The sequence below is a fragment of the Cohnella ginsengisoli genome (assembly GCF_029525555.1).
Taxonomy (GTDB): Bacteria; Bacillota; Bacilli; order Paenibacillales; family Paenibacillaceae; genus Cohnella; species Cohnella ginsengisoli.
Genome location: NZ_JAPDHZ010000006.1, coordinates 580,420 through 601,821, shown reverse-complemented (window position 1 = coordinate 601,821; position 21,402 = coordinate 580,420). Strand labels below are relative to the sequence as shown.

21 protein-coding genes and 1 pseudogene are annotated in these 21,402 nt (G+C 59.2%); 4 read left to right on the top strand and 18 right to left on the bottom strand.

Features of this window, described 5'->3' with window-relative positions; translation table 11 throughout:
- Window positions 1-141: 141 nt before the first annotated feature.
- The 16 genes and pseudogenes from OMP38_RS29370 to upp form a co-directional block, all read right to left on the bottom strand.
- On the bottom strand, window positions 142-1,359 hold the full coding sequence (locus OMP38_RS29370; RefSeq protein ID WP_277568227.1) for a cadherin-like beta sandwich domain-containing protein: 1,218 nt from the start codon (window positions 1,357-1,359) through the stop codon (window positions 142-144).
- Window positions 1,286-4,339, bottom strand: coding sequence for a cadherin-like beta sandwich domain-containing protein (locus OMP38_RS29365; RefSeq protein ID WP_277568226.1), 3,054 nt, complete (start codon window positions 4,337-4,339; stop codon window positions 1,286-1,288). Before OMP38_RS29365 ends, OMP38_RS29370 begins: the two co-directional genes overlap by 74 nt.
- Window positions 4,340-4,919: 580 nt before the next feature.
- A complete protein-coding gene (locus tag OMP38_RS29360; protein ID WP_277568225.1) occupies window positions 4,920-5,381 on the bottom strand; it encodes a Dps family protein in 462 nt (153 codons plus the stop codon).
- 83 nt (window positions 5,382-5,464) lie between these two features.
- Entirely contained in the window at window positions 5,465-6,475 is a 1,011-nt protein-coding gene (locus OMP38_RS29355) for a YpdA family putative bacillithiol disulfide reductase (protein WP_277568224.1), read from the bottom strand.
- Window positions 6,476-6,609: 134 nt separating this feature from the next.
- On the bottom strand, window positions 6,610-7,011 hold the full coding sequence (locus OMP38_RS29350; RefSeq protein ID WP_277534581.1) for a F0F1 ATP synthase subunit epsilon: 402 nt from the start codon (window positions 7,009-7,011) through the stop codon (window positions 6,610-6,612).
- Window positions 7,012-7,035: 24 nt separating this feature from the next.
- Window positions 7,036-8,442 carry a F0F1 ATP synthase subunit beta gene (gene atpD, locus OMP38_RS29345; protein ID WP_277568223.1) on the bottom strand — a complete coding sequence of 469 codons (1,407 nt, stop codon included), beginning with the start codon at window positions 8,440-8,442 and terminating at the stop codon, window positions 7,036-7,038.
- A gap of 77 nt (window positions 8,443-8,519) precedes the next feature.
- Window positions 8,520-9,395, bottom strand: a complete 876-nt coding sequence (gene atpG, locus OMP38_RS29340) for an ATP synthase F1 subunit gamma (RefSeq protein WP_277568222.1) — start codon at window positions 9,393-9,395, stop codon at window positions 8,520-8,522.
- A gap of 92 nt (window positions 9,396-9,487) precedes the next feature.
- Window positions 9,488-11,002 carry a F0F1 ATP synthase subunit alpha gene (gene atpA, locus OMP38_RS29335; protein WP_277568412.1) on the bottom strand — a complete coding sequence of 505 codons (1,515 nt, stop codon included), beginning with the start codon at window positions 11,000-11,002 and terminating at the stop codon, window positions 9,488-9,490.
- A 42-nt stretch (window positions 11,003-11,044) separates the two neighbouring features.
- A complete protein-coding gene (locus OMP38_RS29330) occupies window positions 11,045-11,590 on the bottom strand; it encodes a F0F1 ATP synthase subunit delta (RefSeq protein ID WP_277568221.1) in 546 nt (181 codons plus the stop codon).
- The gene (gene atpF / locus OMP38_RS29325; RefSeq protein WP_277568220.1) at window positions 11,587-12,072 is read right to left on the bottom strand and encodes a F0F1 ATP synthase subunit B; all 486 of its coding nucleotides are present in this window, start codon (window positions 12,070-12,072) and stop codon (window positions 11,587-11,589) included. The genes OMP38_RS29330 and atpF overlap by 4 nt, the downstream gene beginning before the upstream one ends.
- A 115-nt stretch (window positions 12,073-12,187) precedes the next feature.
- Window positions 12,188-12,409, bottom strand: a complete 222-nt coding sequence (gene atpE, locus OMP38_RS29320) for a F0F1 ATP synthase subunit C (protein WP_090116173.1) — start codon at window positions 12,407-12,409, stop codon at window positions 12,188-12,190.
- Between the two features lie 35 nt (window positions 12,410-12,444).
- On the bottom strand, window positions 12,445-13,200 hold the full coding sequence (atpB, locus tag OMP38_RS29315) for a F0F1 ATP synthase subunit A (protein ID WP_277568219.1): 756 nt from the start codon (window positions 13,198-13,200) through the stop codon (window positions 12,445-12,447).
- Window position 13,201: 1 nt separating this feature from the next.
- On the bottom strand, window positions 13,202-13,555 hold the full coding sequence (locus OMP38_RS29310) for an ATP synthase subunit I (RefSeq protein WP_338130693.1): 354 nt from the start codon (window positions 13,553-13,555) through the stop codon (window positions 13,202-13,204).
- A gap of 54 nt (window positions 13,556-13,609) precedes the next feature.
- Entirely contained in the window at window positions 13,610-13,906 is a 297-nt protein-coding gene (locus OMP38_RS29305; protein ID WP_277568218.1) for an AtpZ/AtpI family protein, read from the bottom strand.
- A gap of 315 nt (window positions 13,907-14,221) precedes the next feature.
- Window positions 14,222-15,361 (bottom strand): non-hydrolyzing UDP-N-acetylglucosamine 2-epimerase, encoded by a 1,140-nt coding sequence (wecB, locus tag OMP38_RS29300; RefSeq protein ID WP_277568217.1) that lies wholly within the window; start codon window positions 15,359-15,361, stop codon window positions 14,222-14,224.
- A 32-nt stretch (window positions 15,362-15,393) separates the two neighbouring features.
- Window positions 15,394-16,025: pseudogene (gene upp / locus OMP38_RS29295) on the bottom strand (uracil phosphoribosyltransferase).
- Window positions 16,026-16,201: 176 nt separating this feature from the next.
- Here upp and OMP38_RS29290 point away from each other — a divergent pair.
- The 4 genes from OMP38_RS29290 (at window position 16,202) to OMP38_RS29275 (ending at window position 19,907) form a co-directional block, all read left to right on the top strand.
- On the top strand, window positions 16,202-16,879 hold the full coding sequence (locus OMP38_RS29290) for an S-layer homology domain-containing protein (RefSeq protein ID WP_277568216.1): 678 nt from the start codon (window positions 16,202-16,204) through the stop codon (window positions 16,877-16,879).
- A 112-nt stretch (window positions 16,880-16,991) separates the two neighbouring features.
- Window positions 16,992-17,303: an acetyl-CoA acetyltransferase gene (locus OMP38_RS29285; RefSeq protein WP_277568215.1), complete on the top strand. Its 312-nt coding sequence runs from the start codon at window positions 16,992-16,994 to the stop codon at window positions 17,301-17,303.
- 131 nt (window positions 17,304-17,434) lie between these two features.
- A complete protein-coding gene (locus tag OMP38_RS29280; RefSeq protein WP_277568214.1) occupies window positions 17,435-18,979 on the top strand; it encodes an MFS transporter in 1,545 nt (514 codons plus the stop codon).
- A complete protein-coding gene (locus tag OMP38_RS29275) occupies window positions 18,870-19,907 on the top strand; it encodes an NADH:flavin oxidoreductase/NADH oxidase (protein ID WP_277568213.1) in 1,038 nt (345 codons plus the stop codon). Before OMP38_RS29280 ends, OMP38_RS29275 begins: the two co-directional genes overlap by 110 nt.
- Window positions 19,908-20,107: 200 nt before the next feature.
- On the opposite strand, the gene OMP38_RS29270 is transcribed toward OMP38_RS29275, so the two are convergent.
- Both OMP38_RS29270 and OMP38_RS29265 read right to left on the bottom strand, forming a co-directional pair.
- Entirely contained in the window at window positions 20,108-20,887 is a 780-nt protein-coding gene (locus tag OMP38_RS29270; protein WP_277568212.1) for a DUF4247 domain-containing protein, read from the bottom strand.
- The gene (locus tag OMP38_RS29265) at window positions 20,884-21,399 is read right to left on the bottom strand and encodes a DUF4178 domain-containing protein (RefSeq protein WP_277568211.1); all 516 of its coding nucleotides are present in this window, start codon (window positions 21,397-21,399) and stop codon (window positions 20,884-20,886) included. The genes OMP38_RS29270 and OMP38_RS29265 overlap by 4 nt, the downstream gene beginning before the upstream one ends.
- Window positions 21,400-21,402 lie beyond the last annotated feature (3 nt).

The following is a 21,402-nucleotide window of genomic DNA, read 5'->3' as shown; positions in this document are numbered from 1 at the left end:
GATGGAATATACGATTCGATTATACCTTAAAAATGGCGATTATTGTCGTTTTTTACGTTAAGCGCATGAAAAATTCAAGGCCGCCTCACCTTCTTGCCGAAGGCGAAGCGACCCCATATTTCAGTAGATCGTGCTTATCGATCAAACCGTGCCGTAGTATACGTAAAAATCAGAGCTCCAAAGAACGCCATTGCAACCGCCTGAAGCCCATATGGCTTTAATACCGCTCGATCCGATCAGATTTAGGACAAACGTTCCATCCGCATTTTGTTCGAGCGGCGCGTCCTCCGACTTCACCGCTTCAACTTCCGCGCCGTCCGGCAACCCCAGGTTGAACGCACCGTTGCCAGGATTGCTCCCCAGGTAAACCGCATAACCATTCAAAGCTTCATCATAAGCGAAAGAATAGGTTTGTCCTCCGATCTGCAGCGTCGGCGACACCGGCGCTCCGCGGTAAGCTGTCAGCTCGTAAACGCGACGCTGGCCGTCCGTGTACGTTACCGTAATCGTGAATTTATTGCTTCCTTGGGACAGCGATCCAATGTAGCCATGGTACCCGTCGGGGCCCGTCAGCCCCGTAATGACGACATTCGCTACGCCCGGGCCCGGCGTCACATTCATATGCAGCGTGTCCAGATTGTCCGGAACGCTGAGAGTATAGCGGTTCAGCCGGTCGTACACCCATTCTTTGGCCTCCGCCGAGTCTCCGCCGACGGAAGCCTGCGTGCTCCACACGACGTCGGCCGGCGCCGCCTGGTGATCCTGCTCCATATAAAGGTACAGCTTGTACAACGTCTGAACGTCATCATCCGTATCCGTCACCACGACATCGTAAGTCAAAATTTTATTGTTTTCCGGGTCCGTATAAGGCAGCGCAAAGGCAAGCGGATCGCCGGATGCATACATCTCTTGCCCGGTCTCGTCGAACAAGGCAGCCGTGGCATGCTCGCCCAAATCCAGGTCCAAGTCGAATGACGTCATGCCAGCGGGCAAAGTCGCGGATAGCGAGTCGGAGGTCGGATGGAGAAACTGAATGTTGCCGGCTCCATAAGAGATCGTCGCCCCTTTTCCGATTTCCAGATCGTCCTGCAAATCCCCATAGTATAAGTGGATTGGATAAACAACGCTTCGTCCGTATTTATCCCGGAATTCCAAAGTATAGGTCTGGCTTCCCGGTACCGGATCGAAGGCGAACACGTAGCCTCCAGCAGATATCTGGTAAGCGTTCGGCACCAATTCTCCGTTGGCGTAAAGCTGGTAGCCGGAACTTCCGAAGATTTTCAGCTTAAAGCCGTGCGGCTCGCTTCCAGATGCCAGCCTGGCCCACCATGCGCCGGCGCCTTTGTTGAAGGGAAGCATGCCCGGCGTTTCTGAGGACCCCGACGTGAAGGAGGCCAGCACTCCGCTTAGCGCAGGCGGATCCCCTTTTTACGATTTCTAGTCGGTATGGAAAGGGGTTGCCCCCGCTCGCGGGCTTGACGACCGCATAGGCGTCGGCGGACGCGCCGGTTGTCGGAACGATATATCTGCCGGAGCCTGGCGCGGTCTCCGCAGCGGGAAGATACGCGTTATACCCGGTTTTGATGTAGAAGTCCGAGAGCGTCGGTCCGGCCGACAGACTCGGTTTGACCTTAAGCGCCAATGTGTCTTCCGTAACCGCAGCCCGCCATACGTCCGCTCTGTTCTCGTCCCGAATAAAGCTGACCGGCACGGGCGACGCTTCGGGGGCCTCTTTGACCGTCGCGCCCGATATGCCGGTTACCGCGTAGCCTTCGGGCGCCGCTTTTCCGCGCCATACGTGAATCTTTTTCTCAATGGCGTCAGCCTCGCCGCCCGGGTAATAAGTGCGGATGACGATTTCGTTCCACCCGGCCTTCAAAAAGACGCGATAATAGATTCCGGATACTACAGGTTCTCCGTTCGCGGTGACTTCGACTTCAACACGCGAGTCCGGTTTTTCGTAATCGATCAGCAGCCAGTTATACTTGTCTTCTCTCTCAGCCTTGGTGCCGCCCTCGTCTCCTCCGTCCCAGCCCCGCACCGAAGCCGTCCATTCTTGCTCGCCTGCCGGAATGAGGTCGACCTCCGCCATGCCTTCAGGTTGTTGATACGCCTGTATGCCCGAATCCGATGGCAGTCCGACGTATATGTTAAAGAATAGCCGATAATAGATTCGCGATCCCTCGACAACCGTCGAATAGCTCAACGTGACGTAATTGATTCCCGACTCGACCTCAAGGTCTGCAGCGACCGTTCCGTCGTCTTCCTGGTATTGCGTTTGTTCGCCAAAGGTCATTTGCGCATCCGCGACGACCAATGGGTCGAACGCAAAGCTCATGTGGAGCGTCGAAGGCCGCTCGCGGTAAATGTAGTACTCTTTGTCGATGGATCCGCCGTCTTTATAGCTGCTATAAAAGAACCAATCGTCGATCGGCTTACCGTCCCAGGACGAGGTCCAGGCGTTCAATCCGATCGTTTCATAGTCGTAGGGTTCGACTTGAATCATGACGAATGCAGGTTCGGATACCGCTTCGCCCTTGACCGCCCGGAAGAAGAAGTAATCGCCGCCCGTATAGCCTTTATTCGGCGTATACGTGTACTCGCCGTTTTCTTCCACTTCCAGCGTGCCGTTTTGCGGACCGCCCTCCTCAACGAGCTCGTACTTGACGCCGCTGCCTCCGCTGCTCGTCAACGTGCCCGAGTAAGGCGTTTGGAAAGCTGTTTTGACAGAGGCGCTGTATGCGATCAACATGCCCGTCTCCGACGCGCGGTTCGCGATCAGCTTGTAAATCTTGACGACGCCTTCAATCGTCGCTTTGATCTCGATCTGGTTCGATTGTTGCGCAAGCGGGATGTTATACCGCCAGGAGATCTGCCCCGGCAGAATCGTAAGCGCAGCCGTGAACATTGGTTCCGGCTCCACCTTTTGGCCGTTGACCGCAATGTCAATCTCCGGTCCGGTAACGGGGACGACCAGCGTCAGGCTGCTCGAACCGCTCGGTATGGACAACGGCGCCGGCGCGCTCGTCGAGTTGAAGTCAATATCGATGCCTTCCTGACCTGCGAAAACGACGCTGACGTTGTTCAGCAGTTGCCGAGTCACGGTCACCTTGTAAGCTTGAGTGGAGCCGTTCTGCGCCGTCACGAGGACGGTGATCTCGTTGTCGCCGTAAGCGAGGCTCACCGTTCGTTGCCCGCCGCTCGGCGCTTGTCCGTTGATCGTGAACGAGGCGCCGCTTTCCTGCACGCTCGCCCCTACGACAACGCTCGTCTTGTCGCTGGTCACGCTTGCCCGGTAGGCAGTGACGGCTGCGTTGAACGACGGGCTAAGCGTCGCGCCTGAGATACTCAGCGAGCCCAGATTAGCGTTGGACGGCAGGTTGTTCGTATTCGTGTTCGGCGCGGTCGTCGAGCCCTGGTTGTTCGCCTTGTCCTGCTGATACTGCTGCTTCTGCTGCTCGTTCAGCTTCTTGAGCAGCTCTTCTTCCGCCTTGCGCTTCGCCGCCTCCGCCGCCAGCCGGTTCGCTTCGTCCTGCGCCAGCTTGGCCGCCTCGATCGCCTTCAGCGCCGCCGCGTTGATCTTGTCCGCCAGTTCCTTCAGCTTTGCCGCTTCCTCGGCCGCTTTTTTCTTCGCGGCTTCCTCCGCCAGCTGCCTTGCCTTTTCCAGCTTGGCTTTTTCCTTCTGATCCAGCTGGCTCAGTTGATCTTTGTCCAGATTAAACGACGTCTTCTCCTGCTCTTCGATCTTCTTCACCTGTTGCTCATCGATCTTCTTCTGCTTGATCGCCTGCTTCGCGATGACGCCCAGCAGTTCCTCCGTATTCTGAGCGAACTTGTCCAGACTCTGCTGAAGCTCGGGGGGCAGGCCGGTCTGCTTGAACTTCTCGACTGTCTGCCGGTTCTCCTCGTCGATCTTCGCCTTGCTGCGCAAGATCGCCTCGATGACTTCCGGCGACGCGTTTTTGACGATCTCCTCGATGTCCACGAGCGTCGTCAGCTCGCGCAGATCGGGGCCGCTCGTCGGTTCGAGCGAGATCTGCTGCGTCGGATACAGATCGATCGTCTTGCTGTCGGAAGCGCCGGTCCCGCCTGCGTTCTCGCCGCTTTCGCTTTCGCTCCCACTCCCCGTCTGCCCCGCGTTTTCGGACGTAAAGCGCACGACGCCCGACATGACCGCCGTATTCGTCCCGCCCGTCGCCGGATTGACCCGCGCGAAGAACGCCGTGCCGCGCACGCCCATGATCGCCGTCGGCGTCTCCAGCTTGAAGTCGTCGTCCTGGCTCTTGATCGACTTGACGTCCACCCAGGCCGTTCCTTTGAGCATGCTGACTTTCGTCACCGTGCCCTTTTTTGTCGGACAGCTTCGAGAAGGTCAGCGTCGCATTCTCCCCGACCGTGAACTTGTCGTCCTCCGACGTTCCATTGCTGAACTGCAGCACCGCCGAGCCCTTGCTCCCCGTGATCAGCTTGTCCCCCTGGTTCAGGCTCAGCTTCGCGAACGCCTTGAACTGCTTCGAGCCCCCGGCCTTCTGCACCTGTACGTCTCCGCTCAGCTGCTTGATCACCGCGATCCGCGACGAAGAAGCCGCTTGGGCCTTCCCGCCGAACGCAGCCGATACCGGCAGCAGCAGCAATAGCGCCGCCAGCAGCGTTAAACCGTATTTTCGAATCATAACTACACTCCCAATCCGTATCCAAATAAGTGCTTTTGCACGATCATTCGCCTATGTAAAGATGCCACAATCACAATTATAGATAAGAAAAATGGCGAATATATGCGACTTCTTTCACAATTATCGTCGTACGCGGTCATCGATTCTGTAATCAGCGCCACATAATCCTCCTTTAAAACAAAAAAAGAATCCCGTGCGCCGGGATTCGATCCGACGGACGGGATTCTATTTAAGTGTATGCTTCGCTTATGCCTTCACCTTGGTCGGCACGTTAATGCCTGCGGTCGCGCTCAGCATCCATACGTGCTTTTGCAGCGCTTCGACCTGCTTGGTGAGCAGATCCGCCGTTGGCGCGTCGCCTGCTTCCTCAGCCATCTCAAGCGTCTCGTTCAGGCCGTTGGTGAGCAGGATGAAGTCGTCGATGACCGCTTTGACCATATCGACGTCCTTCGACTCGTCGCCGCCTTCCTTTATCTTCGTGAGCGACAGATATTCCTTCATCGTGGATGACGGCTTGCCGCCGATCGCAAGGATTCGCTCCGCCACTTCATCCAGCGACAATGCCGCGAAGTTGTACAGCTCCTCAAACTTCAAGTGAAGCGTCTGGAAGTGCGGCCCCTTCACGTACCAGTGGAAGTGGTGCAATTTGAAGTAAATGACACTCCAGTCCGCCAGATTTTGGTTCAGATTGTTCTGGATCTTAGGCATGTGAATCCCTCCCGATTGGATAAGCTTGCTCTCCTAATTTACCCGGGATGGAAGCCGTTCAAGCATTTTCGAACAATGCCGCTCTATACCGTACGCTGAAAAGCCAGATGGTCAGCGATCTTACGGCCGTGGTAACGTCCGCTTTCAATAAAAATCTCGTTGGCATCTCTCCCCGTGGAAACGACTCCGGCCAAGTAAAGGCCCGGCACGTTGGTCTCCATCGTTTCCGGATCGTGCGTCGGCGGAATGATCCCATCCGGCGCTTCGACGCCCATCGACCGCAGGAAGGCCCGGTCAGGCCGGAATCCCGTGAGTGCCAGCACGAAGTCTGCGGGCAGCGTCTCCTCAACTACCTCAGTACCCCTATCCCCCGTATCCGCGTCCCTCACGCTTTCGACCGTCACCTGGTCGTAGCCGATCTCCACGACTCTGCTCCGCAGACGCAAGTCGATTCGTCCTTTTGCCGCATAACTGTCGAAAATCGGACGTACCCATGGCTTGATGTTGGCGGATACGGATTCGCCCCGGTACACCACCGTCACTTTAGCGCCCACGCGCTCCATCTCCAGCGCCGCGTCGACTGCGGAGTTGCTGCCGCCGATCACGACGACGCGCGTCCCCGCGTAAGGGTGCGCTTCGGTGAAAAAGTGGCTCACATGCGTATGATCCTCGCCCGGAATGCCGATCCGGTTCGGATGATCGAAGTAGCCGGTCGCGATGACGACTTTGCGAGCGTGCGTATACGAAGGCTGGCCGGATCTGCCCACCGACGTGACACGGAACGTATCGCCATCTTTTTCGACCGCCGTGACCGCTTCGTAGCGGCGAATCCGAAGTTCGCGGCGCTCGGACACGATGCGGTAATAGTTCAATGCCTCAAGCCTTGAAGGCTTGTCATGAGGCGTGATGAACGGCACGCCCGCGATCTCGAGCATCGGTGCCGTGCTGAAAAACTGCATATTGACCGGGTAACGGGAAATCGAGTACCCGACGTTTTCCTTTTCGAATAGTAAAGGGTTGAAGCCCTGGTCCTGCAGCTCGGCCGCTGCCGACAGCCCGCAAGGACCCGCACCTACGATGACGATATCTTCCATTGTGCTGTGGTCCGCCTTTCCTTGTGATAGCTAAGTTAAGTATACGCCGAGTGACGACAAGTGTAAAAAAACGCAAAATCGCCGGGAGGCGGCTTCCTGCGAACAGGTGCCGCCTCCCGGCGATAAAAGTAAGCTTATTCTCCGCCGCCGACCCGAATCCGGGTGAGTGCGCGCTGCAGCGCGGCCTCGGCCCGTTTGTGGTCGACTTCGGTTTGCTTGTGGTTCAGGCGGTCCTGCGCACGATCCTTGGCTTGCTGCGCGCGGTGGACGTCGATGTCCGAACCGAGCTCGGCGGATTCCGCGAGGATGACGACCTTATCCTTGCGTACCTCCATGAAGCCGCCGTGAACCGCGATGAACTCATCGTTGTTCCCGATCTTCGCCTTGACGGGCGCGATCTTGAGCGGCGTCACCAGCGGGATGTGATGCGGCATGATGCCCAGATCCCCGTCTACGCCGCGGGCGACGACCATGTTGACGTCCTTGTCGTAGACGGTCCGCTCGGGGGTGACGATCTCCAAACGTAAGGTGCTCATATCGATACCTCCATCAAAAGCGGATTAGAGCCCTTGAGCGAGCTTCTTCGCCTTCTCGACTGCGTCTTCAATCGAGCCGACGTTGTGGAACGCCGGTTCCGGAAGATCGTCATGCTTCCCTTCAAGGATCTCTTTGAAGCTGCGAACGGTATCTTTAACCGGCACGTATACGCCAGGCATGCCGTTGAAGGCTTCGGCGACGTGCAGCGGCTGGGACAGGAACAGTTGGACGCGACGCGCGCGCAGAACGACGAGCTTGTCGTCCTCGGACAGTTCGTCCATACCGAGGATGGCGATGATATCGAGCAATTCCTTGTAGCGCTGGAGCAGCTTCTTGACGCCTTGCGCGACGGCGTAGTGCTCTTCGCCGACGACTTCGGGCGCCAGAACGCGGGAGGACGATGCCAGCGGGTCGACGGCCGGGAAGATACCCATTGCCGCGATGTTCCGCTCGAGGTTCGTCGTCGAGTCCAAGTGAGCGAACGCGGTAGCCGGAGCCGGGTCGGTATAATCGTCCGCCGGTACGTAGATCGCTTGGATCGAGGTGACGGAACCCTTCTTCGTCGAAGTGATCCGCTCTTGCAGTTGACCCATTTCAGTTGCCAGCGTCGGCTGGTAACCTACCGCGGACGGCATCCGGCCGAGGAGGGCGGATACTTCGGAGCCGGCTTGCGTGAAGCGGAAGATGTTGTCGACGAACAGCAGTACGTCGCGTCCTTCTTCGTCGCGGAAATATTCGGCCATCGTCAGCCCCGTCAGCGCGACGCGCAGGCGCGCGCCCGGAGGCTCGTTCATTTGGCCGAACACCATCGCGGTCTTCGCGATAACGCCGGAGTCGCTCATTTCATGGTACAAGTCGTTGCCTTCGCGCGTACGCTCGCCTACGCCTGCGAATACGGAGATACCGCCGTGCTCTTGGGCGATGTTGTGGATGAGCTCTTGCATCGTGACCGTCTTGCCTACGCCTGCGCCGCCGAAGAGGCCGACCTTACCGCCCTTGGCGTACGGTGCCATCAGGTCGATGACCTTGATGCCGGTTTCCAGGATTTCTTGCGACGTCGACAGTTCGTCGAACGGAGGCGCCTGGCGGTGAATCGGATTCGCGATCGTGCGGTCGACCGTACCGTTGTTATCGATCGGATCGCCCAGCACGTTAAATACGCGGCCGAGCGTAGCCGGACCGACCGGTACGGTGATCGGCGCGCCGGTATCGACGGCTTCGGTGCCGCGGATGAGGCCGTCCGTCGAAGACATGGCGACCGTGCGGACCATGTTGTCGCCCAGATGCTGCGCGACTTCGACCGTCAGCTTGACTTCGCGTTCGCCGGTCTGATGAATTTGGATTGCGTTGAGGATGTCCGGCAGATGGCCGTTGTCGAACTCGATGTCGACGACCGGGCCCGTAACCTGGACAATGCGCCCCTTGCTCATTCGTGTCCCTCCTGTAACTTCAGTCTATATCCGTATCCTTCGCCTCGCTGGGCGGACGAGCCGCCGCGTGCGAAAGTTTAGCTCAATGCGTTTGCGCCGCCGACGATCTCGGCGATCTCCTGCGTGATGGCCGCTTGACGCGCGCGGTTGTACGTCAGGGTCAGCTCGTTGATCCGTTTGGTGGCGTTCTTGGTCGCGTTGCTCATTGCGGTCATCCGCGAGCCGAACTCGCTCGCCTTGTTCTCCAGCAGCGCGCTGTAGACCAGGGTCTCCGCATACTTCGGCAGCAGGACGTTCAGCACCGCTTCCGGAGACGGCTCGTACTCGTAGCCCGCGCTCGGACCCGCTTGCTTCGTCGCGCCAAGCGCCGAAGCGTCGAGCGGCAGCAGCTGCTTGACCGTCGGCAGCTGCGTGAGCGCGTTGATGAACCGGTTGTAGACGAGATGGACCTCGTCGTAAGTCCCCTGCTCGAACCCGCCTACGGCCGCAGCCGCGATTGCCTTAACGTCGGCAAACTTCGGCGAGTCGGGCACGCCGATGACATCCTGAACGATCGCATAATCGCGGCGTCTCAGGTAGTCGCGGCCTTTGCGTCCGATGACGAACAGATCATACTCCGCCTTGGACTTGTGCTTGCTCTTCAGCGTGTCCACGAACTTCTTCAGCAGACCGCTGTTGAGGCCGCCGGCCAGACCGCGGTCGGACGTGAAGACGATATAAGCCGTCTTTTTCACCTCGCGGGATTGGAGCATCGGGTGCTTGACGCTGCCGCCGCCGCCGGCGATGCTCGAGACGACTTCTTTGAGCTTGTCGGCATAAGGCCGGCCCGCGAGCGCCGCATTTTGCGCGCGTTTGAGGTTCGCCGCCGCGACGAGCTCCATCGCCTTGGTGATCTGCTTCATGTTCTGCGTGCTCTTGATCTGACGCTTAATCTCGCGCATCCCTTTAGCCATTCATGTCACCACCTTATTGTCCGCGCCGTCTCGACCTCGCGGTCGCGCGCCGGCGCGGAAGCTTCTATGGCCGAAGCCTTCGCTATGCTAGCTTAAGCGGTCGTAGCGAAGCTCTTCTTGAAGGCGCCGATCGCATCGACGAGCGCCTTGTCGTTGTCGGGCAAAATGTCCTTCGTATCGCGGATGGACGCCAGAATCTCCGGGCGCTGCGCATCCAGATAGCTCAGGAACTCGGATTCGAAGCGGCGTACGTCTTGTACCGGCACGCTGTCGGCGTAGCCTTTGGTGACCAGGTACAGGGAGACGACTTGGCGCTCCAGCGGCATCGGTACGTTGATGCCTTGCTTCAGAATCTCGAGAGTGCGGATACCGCGGTCGAGACGGGATTGCGTAACCTTATCCAGATCGGAGCCGAACGCCGCGAACGCAGCCAGCTCGCGGTATTGGGCGAGGTCGGTCTTGAGCGTGCCCGCGACCTTCTTCATCGCCTTCGTCTGCGCGGACGAACCTACGCGGGATACCGAGTTACCGACGTTGACCGCCGGACGCTGGCCGGAGTAGAACAGGTCGGACTCGAGGAAGATCTGGCCGTCGGTGATCGAGATGACGTTCGTCGGGATGTAAGCCGAGATGTCGCCGGCCTGGGTCTCGATGAACGGCAGCGCGGTCAGGGAACCGCCGCCGAGCTCGTCGTTCAGCTTGGCCGCGCGCTCCAGCAGACGGGAGTGCAGGTAGAATACGTCGCCCGGATAAGCTTCGCGGCCCGGAGGACGGCGGAGCAACAGGGACAGCTCGCGATATGCGGCGGCTTGCTTGGTCAAGTCATCATAGATGATCAGGACGTGCTTGCCGTTGTACATGAATTCTTCGCCCATAGCGCAGCCGGTGTACGGCGCGATGTAGAGCAGCGGGGACGGCTCGGACGCGCTCGCCGTAACGACGATCGTGTAGTCCAGCGCGCCTTGGCGGCGGAGGGACTCTACTACCGTACGAACGGTCGATTGCTTCTGGCCGATGGCGACGTAGATACAGATGACGCCATTGCCCTTTTGGTTGACGATCGTGTCGATCGCGATCGTCGTCTTGCCCGTCTGGCGGTCGCCGATGATGAGCTCCCGTTGGCCGCGGCCGATCGGGATCATCGCGTCGATCGCCTTGATGCCGGTCTGCATCGGCTCGAATACGGACTTACGGGCCATGACGCCCGGAGCCGGGGATTCGATCGGGCGGAACTTCGTCGTGGCGATCGGACCGTTGCCGTCGACCGGCTGGCCCAGCGCGTTAACTACGCGGCCGAGCATCGCTTCGCCGACCGGCACTTCCATGATGCGGCCGGTACGCTTGACTTGGTCGCCTTCGCGAATGCCGGTGTACGGACCCAAGATGACGACGCCGACGTTGTCTTCTTCGAGGTTGAGGGCCATGCCCACGACGCCGTTCGAGAATTCAAGCAGCTCGCCGGCCATCGCTTTTTCCAATCCGTGGACGCGAGCGACGCCGTCGCCGACCGTGATGACGGTACCGACGTCAACGACTTGGATATCGGATTGATAGTTCTGAATCTGCTGCTTGATCAGCGTGCTGATTTCTTCAGGACGGATACTCAATTCGTTCACCCCTGTCTCCTACTTACAAGATACATGCGTATATTACAGACTCGTTTGAAGTTCTTTGGATAGACGGCTCAGCTTGCCGCGCAGGCTGCCGTCGTAGAGCGTGTCGCCGATGCGGACGGTGATGCCGCCGATCAGCGACTCGTCAACCTCGCCGATGACGCGCACGTTTTTGCCGATGACGGCCTTGAAGCGCGTCGCGATCTCTTCGGTCTGCTCGGGCGTGAGCGGCTTGGCCGAAGTGACCAGCGCGTCCGCGCGTCCGAGGACGCCTCCGGCGACCGACATGTACGCGTCCAGCACCGCCGGGATCTCAGTCTCGCGACCGCGTTCGACCAGCAGGCTAACCGTGTTCAGCACGATCTGCGACACTTTGTCGCCGAACGTGCCGCGCAGCAGCGCGATTTTCTTGTCCAGCGTGATGTTCGGCGCCGACAGGAAGACGCGCACGTCTGCGTTCGCTTCGATCGCGTCAGCGATCAGCTTCAGCTCGCTCTCCGTGCTGGCCACGGCGTCTTGCTCGCGCGCCAGATCGAAGAGCGCCCTGGCGTATCGTTTGGCTACGACCGTGCCGCGGCTCATGACGACTTACCTACGTCTTTGAGATATTGATCGACCAGTTCGCCTTGGGCGCCCGCGTCGACTTGCTTCTCGAGGATCTTGCTGGCGATCTGTACGGACAGGCCGCCGACTTCGGACTTGAGCGACGCGATGGCCTTGTTCTTCTCGGCTTCGATGTCGCGTACCGCCTCTTCTTTCAGGCGGCTGGATTCGCCGCGCGCCGCGGCGATGATGTCGTCGGCTTGCTTGGAGCCGGTCGACTTCGCTTGTTCGATAATATCATAGGCTTCCTTGCGCGCTTGCTGCAGCGATTGCTTCTGCTCTTCGAGGAAGCGCTCGCTCTCGGAGCGGTTGCGCTCGGCCGTGTCGATCTGCTCTTTGACAAGCTGACGGCGCTTTTCCATGATGCCGAAAAGCGGACCGAAGGCATACTTCGACAGCAGCAGATACAAGATGCCGAATGCGATGACTTGAACAAAAAAGTTGGTCCATGTGATGGTCAACGATAGCCACTCCTTTCACCCAAAAACTGTCGATCAAATCCGAATTGCGCCCTCTTGCATAAGGAAGGCGTGGAGGCAGATGGCTCTCCGCGCCTAACGTTATAGATGAAATTGCTTACTTCGCCATGAAGATGAACGCGAGGACGAGGGAGATGATCGGCAGTGCTTCTACCAGACCTACGCCGATGAACGCCGTCGTTTGCAGTGCGCCGCGCAGCTCAGGCTGGCGGGAGATGCCTTCAACCGTCTTGGAGAAGATCAGGCCGTTACCGATACCGGCGCCGAGCGCGCCAAGGCCGAACACGATTGCAGCTGCTAACAGAGCATAGATTTCCATTTGTGAATATCCTCCTCGAATTGGGTACTTTGAGATTAATGATCTTCTTCGTGAATGCTAGCCTGACCGATATACACCATGGTCAGCATCGTAAATACGAACGCTTGGATGGCACCTACGAATATACTGAAGCCCTGCCAGACGAGAAGCGCCGGAATCCCGACCCAACCCATGCCAAGGATAACGCCGATCATGACTTCGCCGGCGTAGATGTTGCCGAATAGCCGGAGACCGAGCGTCAGCGGCTTGGCGACCGTCTCGATCAGGTTGATCGGAAAGAAGAACGGCCACGGCTCGAAGTAATGCTTGAGGTAATGCTTGCGGTTGTGGCGGAAACCCTGAATGTGCGAGATCACGATGACGGTAAGGGCGAGTCCCATCGTCATAGCAGCGTCTGCCGTAGGAGACTTCCACCATGCGAAGTGAGCTTCCTCTTCGCCGTTCATGAACAGGTCCATTCCGAGGAACGTCGCGTGACCGTGCGCTTCGGTAATGAAGTTGAACGGAAGGCCGAGCATGTTGCCGATGAAAATGTAGATGATCAGCGTAAGACCGAGGCTCAGGTAGACGCGACCCCGTTTGAAGTCTGTCGCCATCCCGATGATGTTGCTGACGAACTCGACGACCCACTCCATGAAGTTCTGCAGCTTGCCGGGATTGTCCACGGACAGGTTGCGGACGGACAGGCGCGCGAGTACAAATGCGACGACGCTGGTCACGATGACCATGATGATAGCCGCAAGGTCGAACTTCACACCGCCGAGAATGACGATTGGCGCTAAGTGATCCATGTTAGTGCTTTTCACCCCTTTCATCGGTGGCGTGTACGCCTTGGCGGCGTCTGGACAAGATACCCAGTAGGAGTGTTGCCAACGGCGCCGCAATTAATCCCGCTACGGTAGCCGGGAGATTGAACTCGAGCAGGCGAACCGACACGAACGCGGCGAGCAGGGCCAGCGCGGCGCGGGAGAGGAAGCCGAACCCCGAGCGGGGTCTTCTGCCGCCGGACGCGGCTTCGCCGATCCGAACGGTCTTCCAGGCCAGATGCCACGCGACGAGCAGGCTGCCGATCGCACCGATCAGGAACCCTCCGAAGACAGTCTTATAAGCGGGCAATACCGCCCACCCCAGACATCCCATGGACAAAAAAAAAGAACGTAATGCGAGAAACCTTCTTCATCAAAGCAGGCAAATCGTCCATCATTTGCCCCTTCCCTTGACGGCGAACTTCCGAATGAGGCCCACGGCCGAACCGATGCCGGCGACGAGGCCGACGATAAGTCCGACCAGATACCAAGTCGAGGTGCCGCGGTTGCCGTCAACGACGGATCCGATCCACCAGCCCAGGCCTACGCACACGGCCAGTTCGACACCGATCGCGGTTACGAGCCCGGCTGCGCGCCATGGATTTTCGTCCGGCGGCAGAGGCGGTTTTCGTTCGGATTCGGGCATGGACATCCGCTCCTTCGATCCCATCAGCAAGAAATTCGACTTCAAGTAAGCCCTTTCTTCCTAATGGTTCAGGTAATATTGTATCCTTGGCCGATGGGATTTGTCAATTCGCATAAATTCAAACATTATGTGAACGCAAGCCCGTCAAACCCTTGATAAATCTGGATTCTTCCGCTTTTCAAACCATACAGTTGCGCTGTACGCTGTAGACAATTCCACCTTCATTCCGCCACCCGTGCGAGCAGATTCTCCAAACCGCGAAAAAATCGCCGTCGTTTTTTGACGCCTCGCCTATGCGCAAAAGGCGACAGCCCGCCCATGGGGCATGGATCCCCATAGGCAGAACCGTCGCCTCGCTCGTCAACCTTCGAAGGCCGACGGCCGCTCTCCCCTGCCGAAATGGTGCAGGATCGCTTGCGCGATCCGCTTCGAAGCTTGCCCGTCCCCGTAAGGGTTGGCGGCATGGCTCATCCGCTCGTACAGCGCCGGATCGGTGAGCAGGGCGCTCGCCCTGTCGAAGATCAGATGCTCGTCCGTGCCGACGAGCTCCAGCGTGCCGGCCCCGACGCCCTCCGGACGCTCCGTCGTATCCCGCAGCACGAGCACGGGTACGCCGTACGAAGGCGCCTCTTCTTGAAGGCCGCCCGAATCGGTCAGGATCAGATAGGTGTGCTTGTAGAAATTGTGCAGCTCGACGACGTCGAGCGGATCGATCAGGCGGATGCGCGGGTGGCCGCCCAGAATCTCCTCGGCCGGTCCTTTGACGGCCGGATTCGGATGCACGGGATAGACGATGGCGATATCTTCGTGCGTTTCGGCAAGCTTGCGGACAGCACTAAAAATATGGCGATGAGGCTCGCCCTGGTTCTCGCGGCGGTGAGCCGTCATCAGCACCAGACGCTTGCCTTTTGCCCAGTCGAGTACAGGATGCGAAAAGTCCGGCTTCACCGTATATTGAAATACGTCCGTTACCGTGTTGCCCGTCACGTAGATCCGGTCCTCGGGCTTGCTTTCCTTCCGCAGGTTGCCCGCCGACCACTGGGTCGGCGCGAAGTGCGCGTCCGCCAGCACGCCGGTCAACTGCCGGTTCATCTCCTCCGGATACGGAGAGAGCTTGTTCCAGGTGCGCAGCCCGGCTTCGACATGGCCGATCTGGATCTGCTGCAGGAACGCGGCATAGCTCGCCAGGAAGCTCGTCAGCGTATCGCCGTGCACGAGCACCATGTCGGGCTTGGCCTCGGCCAGAATCGGCTCCAGCCCTTGCAGGACGCGGATCGTGATCTCGTTCAGCGTCTGTCCGACCTGCATGACGTTCATATCGTAGTCCGGCCGGATATCGAAAATATCCAGCACCTGATCGAGCATCTGCCGGTGCTGCGCCGTGACGCATACGGTGGATTCGATCAGGCCGGGGTATTTTTGCAGCTCCAGCACGAGCGGCGCCATCTTGATCGCTTCGGGGCGCACGCCGAATATCGACATGATTTTTATCGGTTTCACAAGTCCGTTCCTCCCACAAGCCTAGCTCGTCTTTATTTGGTTCCGTACAGCCGGTCGCCGGCATCGCCGAGTCCCGGCACTATGTATCCGTGTTCGTTGAGATGCGAGTCTAAAGCCGCGACGAAAATATCGATCTCCGGGTGTGCTTCCTGGACGGCCTTAACGCCCTCCGGCGCCGCGATGAGACACATCAGCTTGGTCGGCTTGCAGCCGCGCTGCTTCAGGATCGAGATCGCCGCGTTGGCCGAGCCGCCCGTCGCGAGCATCGGATCGAGCACGATGAGCTCTCGCTCGGTCACGTCGGTCGGCAAGCTGACGTAATACTCGACCGGCTGGAGCGTCTCCTCGTCCCGATAGAGCCCGATATGGCCCACGCGGGCGGAAGGCAGCAGCTTCAGAACGCCGTCGACCATGCCTAGGCCGGCACGGAGGATGGGGATCAGGCCGACCATACGGCCCGCGATGATCTTGCCCTCGGCTTCGACGACCGGCGTCTGTACCTTCGCCGTCGTCAGCGGGAAATCCCGCGTGGCTTCGTACGCCATCAGCGTGGAGATCTCGTCCACAAGCTCCCGGAACTGTTTGGTTTCCGTCTTTTTTATCGCGCAAAAAAAGTGACTTTATGCTGAATCAGCGGGTGGTCGCAAACCTGCAATCGCCCCATGGTGTTCCTCTCCTTTGTCCGTTCAGATGCCCGTCCATTATATCATTGTCTCCCCCCGCGGCGCATCCATGCGTCGCCAACGCTTCCAGCGCGCGCCTGTCCGCTCATATTCCTCTGTAACGATCGCCGCGGCCCGCCGATAATGATATCAGAAAGCATAAGGGAGGCGTATTTATTTGAAAAAGACGAAAAAGGCATTGTCAGCGCTGGCGGCAGGCGCGGTCTTGCTGGCCGCGCTCGGCGGCTCCGCAACTGCAGCAGGCTCCGCGGCCGAAGAAAAGCTTAAGGCGCTTATTGATGCAGGCATCATCTCCGGCGACCTGAAGGGCAACCTCAACCTCGGCGACAACATCACGAGAGCGCAGCTCGCCGTCATCATGGTTCGCGCGTTCGGTTTAGAGACGGAGGCCAAATCGCCCGTCCAAACGTCTTCCTTTACCGACGTAGCGCCCGGTTCCTGGTACAGCGGCTATATTTCCTCGGCCAAGGAGTTAATCGAAGAAAACGGCTACACGCTCGGCACCGGCAACGGCAAATTTAATCCGAACGGAAACATTACGTCCGCCGAAGCGGTAGCCTTGCTGTGCAAATTCCTGGACATCAAGCCGGATTCGTCGACGACGGATTGGGCGTCCGCTTACGTCAAAGCCGCGATGGAAAAGGGGATCCTGGACGCTAACTCCGCCAAAGGGATCAGCAAAACCAAGGCCGCCACTCGCGAGACCGTGTTCACGTACGCGAACACCGCATTCGGCGCGGTCAAAGACGAGAACGGCAAGACGGTTTACGAGAAGCTGAAGGAAGGCGTCGGCAGCGGCGTTTATAACAAAAAAGAGAACGGCACCGCGCCGTAATGTCCGCCGGCAGCGCCGATTAAGATCGCATTGCCCGCTCCATCCCGGCATTTGTCACCCTTGGGCCTTCCTCCGCATAGGCTGATGACACAAAGCCCAAGGAGGATTGACCATGACTTCAAAAAATAAAGCCTTGGACGCCAACGCGCCGATCTACGAGGCCAATCAGGATTGGGTCGCCGGCGCAAAGCAAATCCGGCAAAAGCTGTCCGACATCTGCGGCGCCCACTACAACCGAAACGTGCGCGTAAAGACGATGGACGGCCACATTTACGAGGGGACGGTCATCGGCGTCGACGGCTGCCACCTTCATCTGGCCGTCGCGCCGAGCGCGATGGACGCCCGTTTTTTAGGCCCGTTCGCCGCGAATGCGATCTTGACGCTCGTGCTGTACGAACTACTGGTCATTACGCTGCTCATTTGATTTGCGCTTCGATCCCGCCCTCGACGAGGGGCGGGATTTTTTTCATTCATGATTTCCCCCCGCCGCGACCATCCTAATCAAACTGCGCCCGCTTCGGGCATTGAATTCCAGTGCGACTTCAGGAGGGCGGCATGCCGGGTACTTCTTCAAAATCCTCTCGTTTTCCGCTGCTTGGGCACGAGCGGGGACGCGAATTTACGGATGTCGGACGTGCAGAGGACGAACCGCGGGCGACTAAGACGACAAAACTCGACCGCCAAGCCTTGCTGCTGCTCGCCGTGAATGCATTGTTCACCTGCGGAAATGCGTTGTCCGCCACTTTCGTCAACATTTTCATTTGGAAAATCAAACACGACTACGCGCTTCTCGGATGGTTTGCCGTCGTGCACCAGCTCTCGATGTCGCTCACCTTCTGGCTGGCCGGAAAATGGGTCAAGGAAGGCAACAAGATGAACGCCTTGCGCGGGGGCGTCATCGCGGCAGCCGCATTTTACGGCCTGGTGCTCGCCTTCGGCACCCGCGCCGCGGATGCAGTGCCTATCCTGGGGCTCGTTCAGGGCATCTCCTCCGGTTTGTTCTGGCTGTCGTTTAACATCGTCTACTTCGAGATCACCGGACCCGGCAACCGCGACCGTTTCAACGGCTGGGCGGGGCTGCTCGGCTCGTTGTCCGGCATGCTGGCGCCTTGGCTCTCCGGCCTGCTCATATCGAGCAGCGGCGGCAATGCGGGCTATCGTCTCATTTTCGCCATCTCCCTGGCCATATTCGTCGCAGGCGCCGCGCTCACGTTCGGCCTCCACAAGCGGGAGCCGTCCGGACGGTACGACTGGCGACTCGGGCTAGGGAGCCTGCTTCGGAAAGGCAACCCCTGGCGCGCGATCTCGGGCGCCATGGTTGCGCAGGGGCTCCGGGAAGGCATCTTCGGATTCGTTATCGCCTTGCTCGTCTATACGTCCACCGGAAGCGAAATGAAGCTCGGGAGCTTCTCGCTCTATACGTCCGCCGCAGCGTTGCTCAGCTTTTGGATCGCAGGCAGGCTGCTAAAGCCGAGCAGACGGTTCTGGGGCATGCTCACCGGCGCGCTGATGATGACTTTGTTTATCGTTCCGTTATTGTGGGGGACAGGCTATTCAGAGCTCCTTATTTTCGGATTAGGCACCGCCATCTTCGTACCGCTTTTCTCCATCCCTTCCGTATCGGTCGTGTTCGACCAGATCGGGGGCAATGAAGCGGACGTCAAGCAGCGGGAGGAACGCGTCATCCTTCGCGAGCTGGCGCTGAATGCCGGGCGCTTCGTCGGCGCCTTGACGTTTATCGTTTGCGTGTCCGTCAGCGCCAATCCCGTGATCATCCGCGTGCTCCTGCTCGTGTTCGGCAGCTCCCCCGCTGCTGGTTTGGGCGCTGCTCCGCAAGCGTCTGCGGAATGCGGCTATCGCGCAGACAAAAGCCGAGCGATGAGGCGCGTTTCGTTTATCCGAGTGGTCTGGTTGCACAACTATATTTATGCGGGTACAATCATAACTGATACTAGTTTATATACAGTTAATAAGAAAGCGAGTGAAGTCGATGAGCCAGCTTGGATCCCCTTTTACGTTAAAGGGGCTGACGCTCCGCAACCGCGTCGCCATGAGCCCGATGTGCCAATACTCCGTCGAAGCCGAGGACGGCGCCCCTAACGACTGGCACTTCGTTCACTACGTCTCCCGCGCCGTCGGCGGCGCCGGACTTATCCTCGTCGAGATGACGGACGTCGAGCCGGACGGCCGCATCTCGAACCGGGATCTCGGACTGTGGTCGGATGAGCAGATCCCCGCTTACCGTCGCATCGTAGACGAAGTCCACAAGCACGGCGCCAAGATCGGCGTCCAGATCGCGCATGCGGGGCGCAAAGCATTGGACGCGGAACCGCCGGTCGGCCCCTGGAGCGAGCCGTTCGACAACACGGCCAAGCAGCCCCGCGCCCTCGGCACCGAAGAAGCCTGGGCGTTGGTCGGCAAGTTCGCCGATGCCGCAGCCCGCGCGGTTCAAGCCGGCTTCGATACGATCCAGCTGCACGGCGCGCACGGCTACCTGATCCATCAATTCCACTCGCCGGGCATCAACAAGCGGGACGATGAATTCGGACGCGACAAAGCCAAATTCGGCGTCGAAGTCATTAAGGCCGTCAAGGCCGTTCTGCCGCCCGATATGCCGCTGCTCATGCGCGTATCCGCGATCGAGTACGCCGAGTATGCCTACGGCCTTGATCACATGCTCGAAATCGCGCGCGCATACCGCGATGCCGGCGTCGACATGTTCGACGTTTCCACCGGGGGCGAAGGCGGCCCGGCGGTGAAGGGCACGCCAGGAAACTACCCGGGCTACCAAGTCCCTTTCGCCCGCGCTCTGAAGGAAGCGCTTGGCGTCCCTGTCAGCGCCGTCGGCATGCTGGACGATCCCGAGCTTGCCGAGCACGTCGTCGCATCCGGCGACGCCGACCTTGCCATGATCGGCCGCGCCATGCTGCGCAATCCATATTGGGCGATCGACGCGCTCCGCCGTCTCGACGGCAAGACCGATCTATTCGCGAAGGCGTACGAGCGGGGCTACTACGGACATCGCTGAATAACGCCTTTTCTAAGCCGGCGCGGACTTGTCACCGCGTCGGCTTTTATGATGCGCCGCCATTTCCGCCATCGATTCATCGCTCATTTACACGGTCTGAGTAAAAACCAAAAACGCCGCCCGCTCCCATCATTCGAACTGAGGGAACAAGCGGCGCGTGCTTCACGCCATACTGTTTTGTTAGTCTCCGGTCCAGGCCGTCATCGTCGCCTGATGCGTCCCGATCCGCCGAAGCTCGTTCGCGGCTTCGTCGTCTTTCGCGGCTTGAAGCTCGAGCCCGACTTGCTGCCGGAGCTGCTCGTACCGTCGCGGGTGATGCTGCCGGTCGACGATTTTTTCTTGCCGAAAAGTCCGTCGGAGCCTACGCTGCCGCTGGAGCCCGACGAGCCGCCGCGCTTGAAGATCGATCCTTTTTTGTCCACCGTGAGCGGCGGCGCGACTTTCTGGTCGCTGACCGTCGGCGTACGGTAGGTGCCCGTAGTCGGCGGATACGATTTCTGGCTGCCGTAGCCGCGATAGTCGCCGTAATAGCCGCCTCTCGACGAATCGAACAGATTGCCGATCAGGCTCGCGAGCAGGTAGCCCTCCAGGAAAGACGGACTGTAGTTCTGCCGCACGTACTCCTTGGAGTCGACCTCGACCAGGCTGTCCTCCGGCTTGTTCGGATCTTTTTGCACGTGAATGATCTGATCCGAATAGACGAGGAACATATGCTCGGGGTCGTCCTTGGACACCTGCTGGGGCTTCTTCTTGGCCTCGAGCGCCGTCGCGACCTCCTGAACCGTCTCGCCCGCCGCCCTGTAGACGTAGGAAGTCTGACTGCCGCTGCCGCTAACCGATTCGAGCGGATAAGTCTCCTGGACGTTCAGGCTCGATCCGCATGCGGACAGCAGCGTCGCGACGAGCGCCAGCATGACGGTCAGATGAATGGAAGAACGCAGCCATCCGCGGCCGGATCGCCTGCGTGACGGACCGCTCATCGTCCGCTTCCTCTCAGCCACTCGACGTCGCCAGGCAGCACGCTCTCGCCTTCATACAGCATGAAGCGCCCGTCCTGCCACTCGATCCGGAGCAGCTTGCGCCCGTCCGATTGAAAACGCCACACGTAGAGCTCGCCTCCAGCCGAGGTAAAGGGCGTGCTGCCCGACTCGACGATCCGCGTGCTGTACTGGTCTTCCAGGTGGTAATCGATGCCGTCCAGCTCGATATGCGCCGGGACTTCGTCCATCGAATCGAGGCGGCCGTCGATCGTGTTAAATATGGAATATGACATATCGAGCCGCTGCTCGATGTTCAAGTAGCGGACGTCCGCGCCATCCCGAAGCGTCAGCCAGACTTCGTTGCGGGCCGTCGGCTTCGTGCGCCCGGTCACCTGGTAAGTGACAAGGGACACCTCGCATACGTCCCCGGGGCCCATCGTCAATACGCTTCGCTCTTGCGGAAGCGGCTCGGCTTTTTTCAAAATATTTTTAACCCGTTTGAACAGGCTCATCTC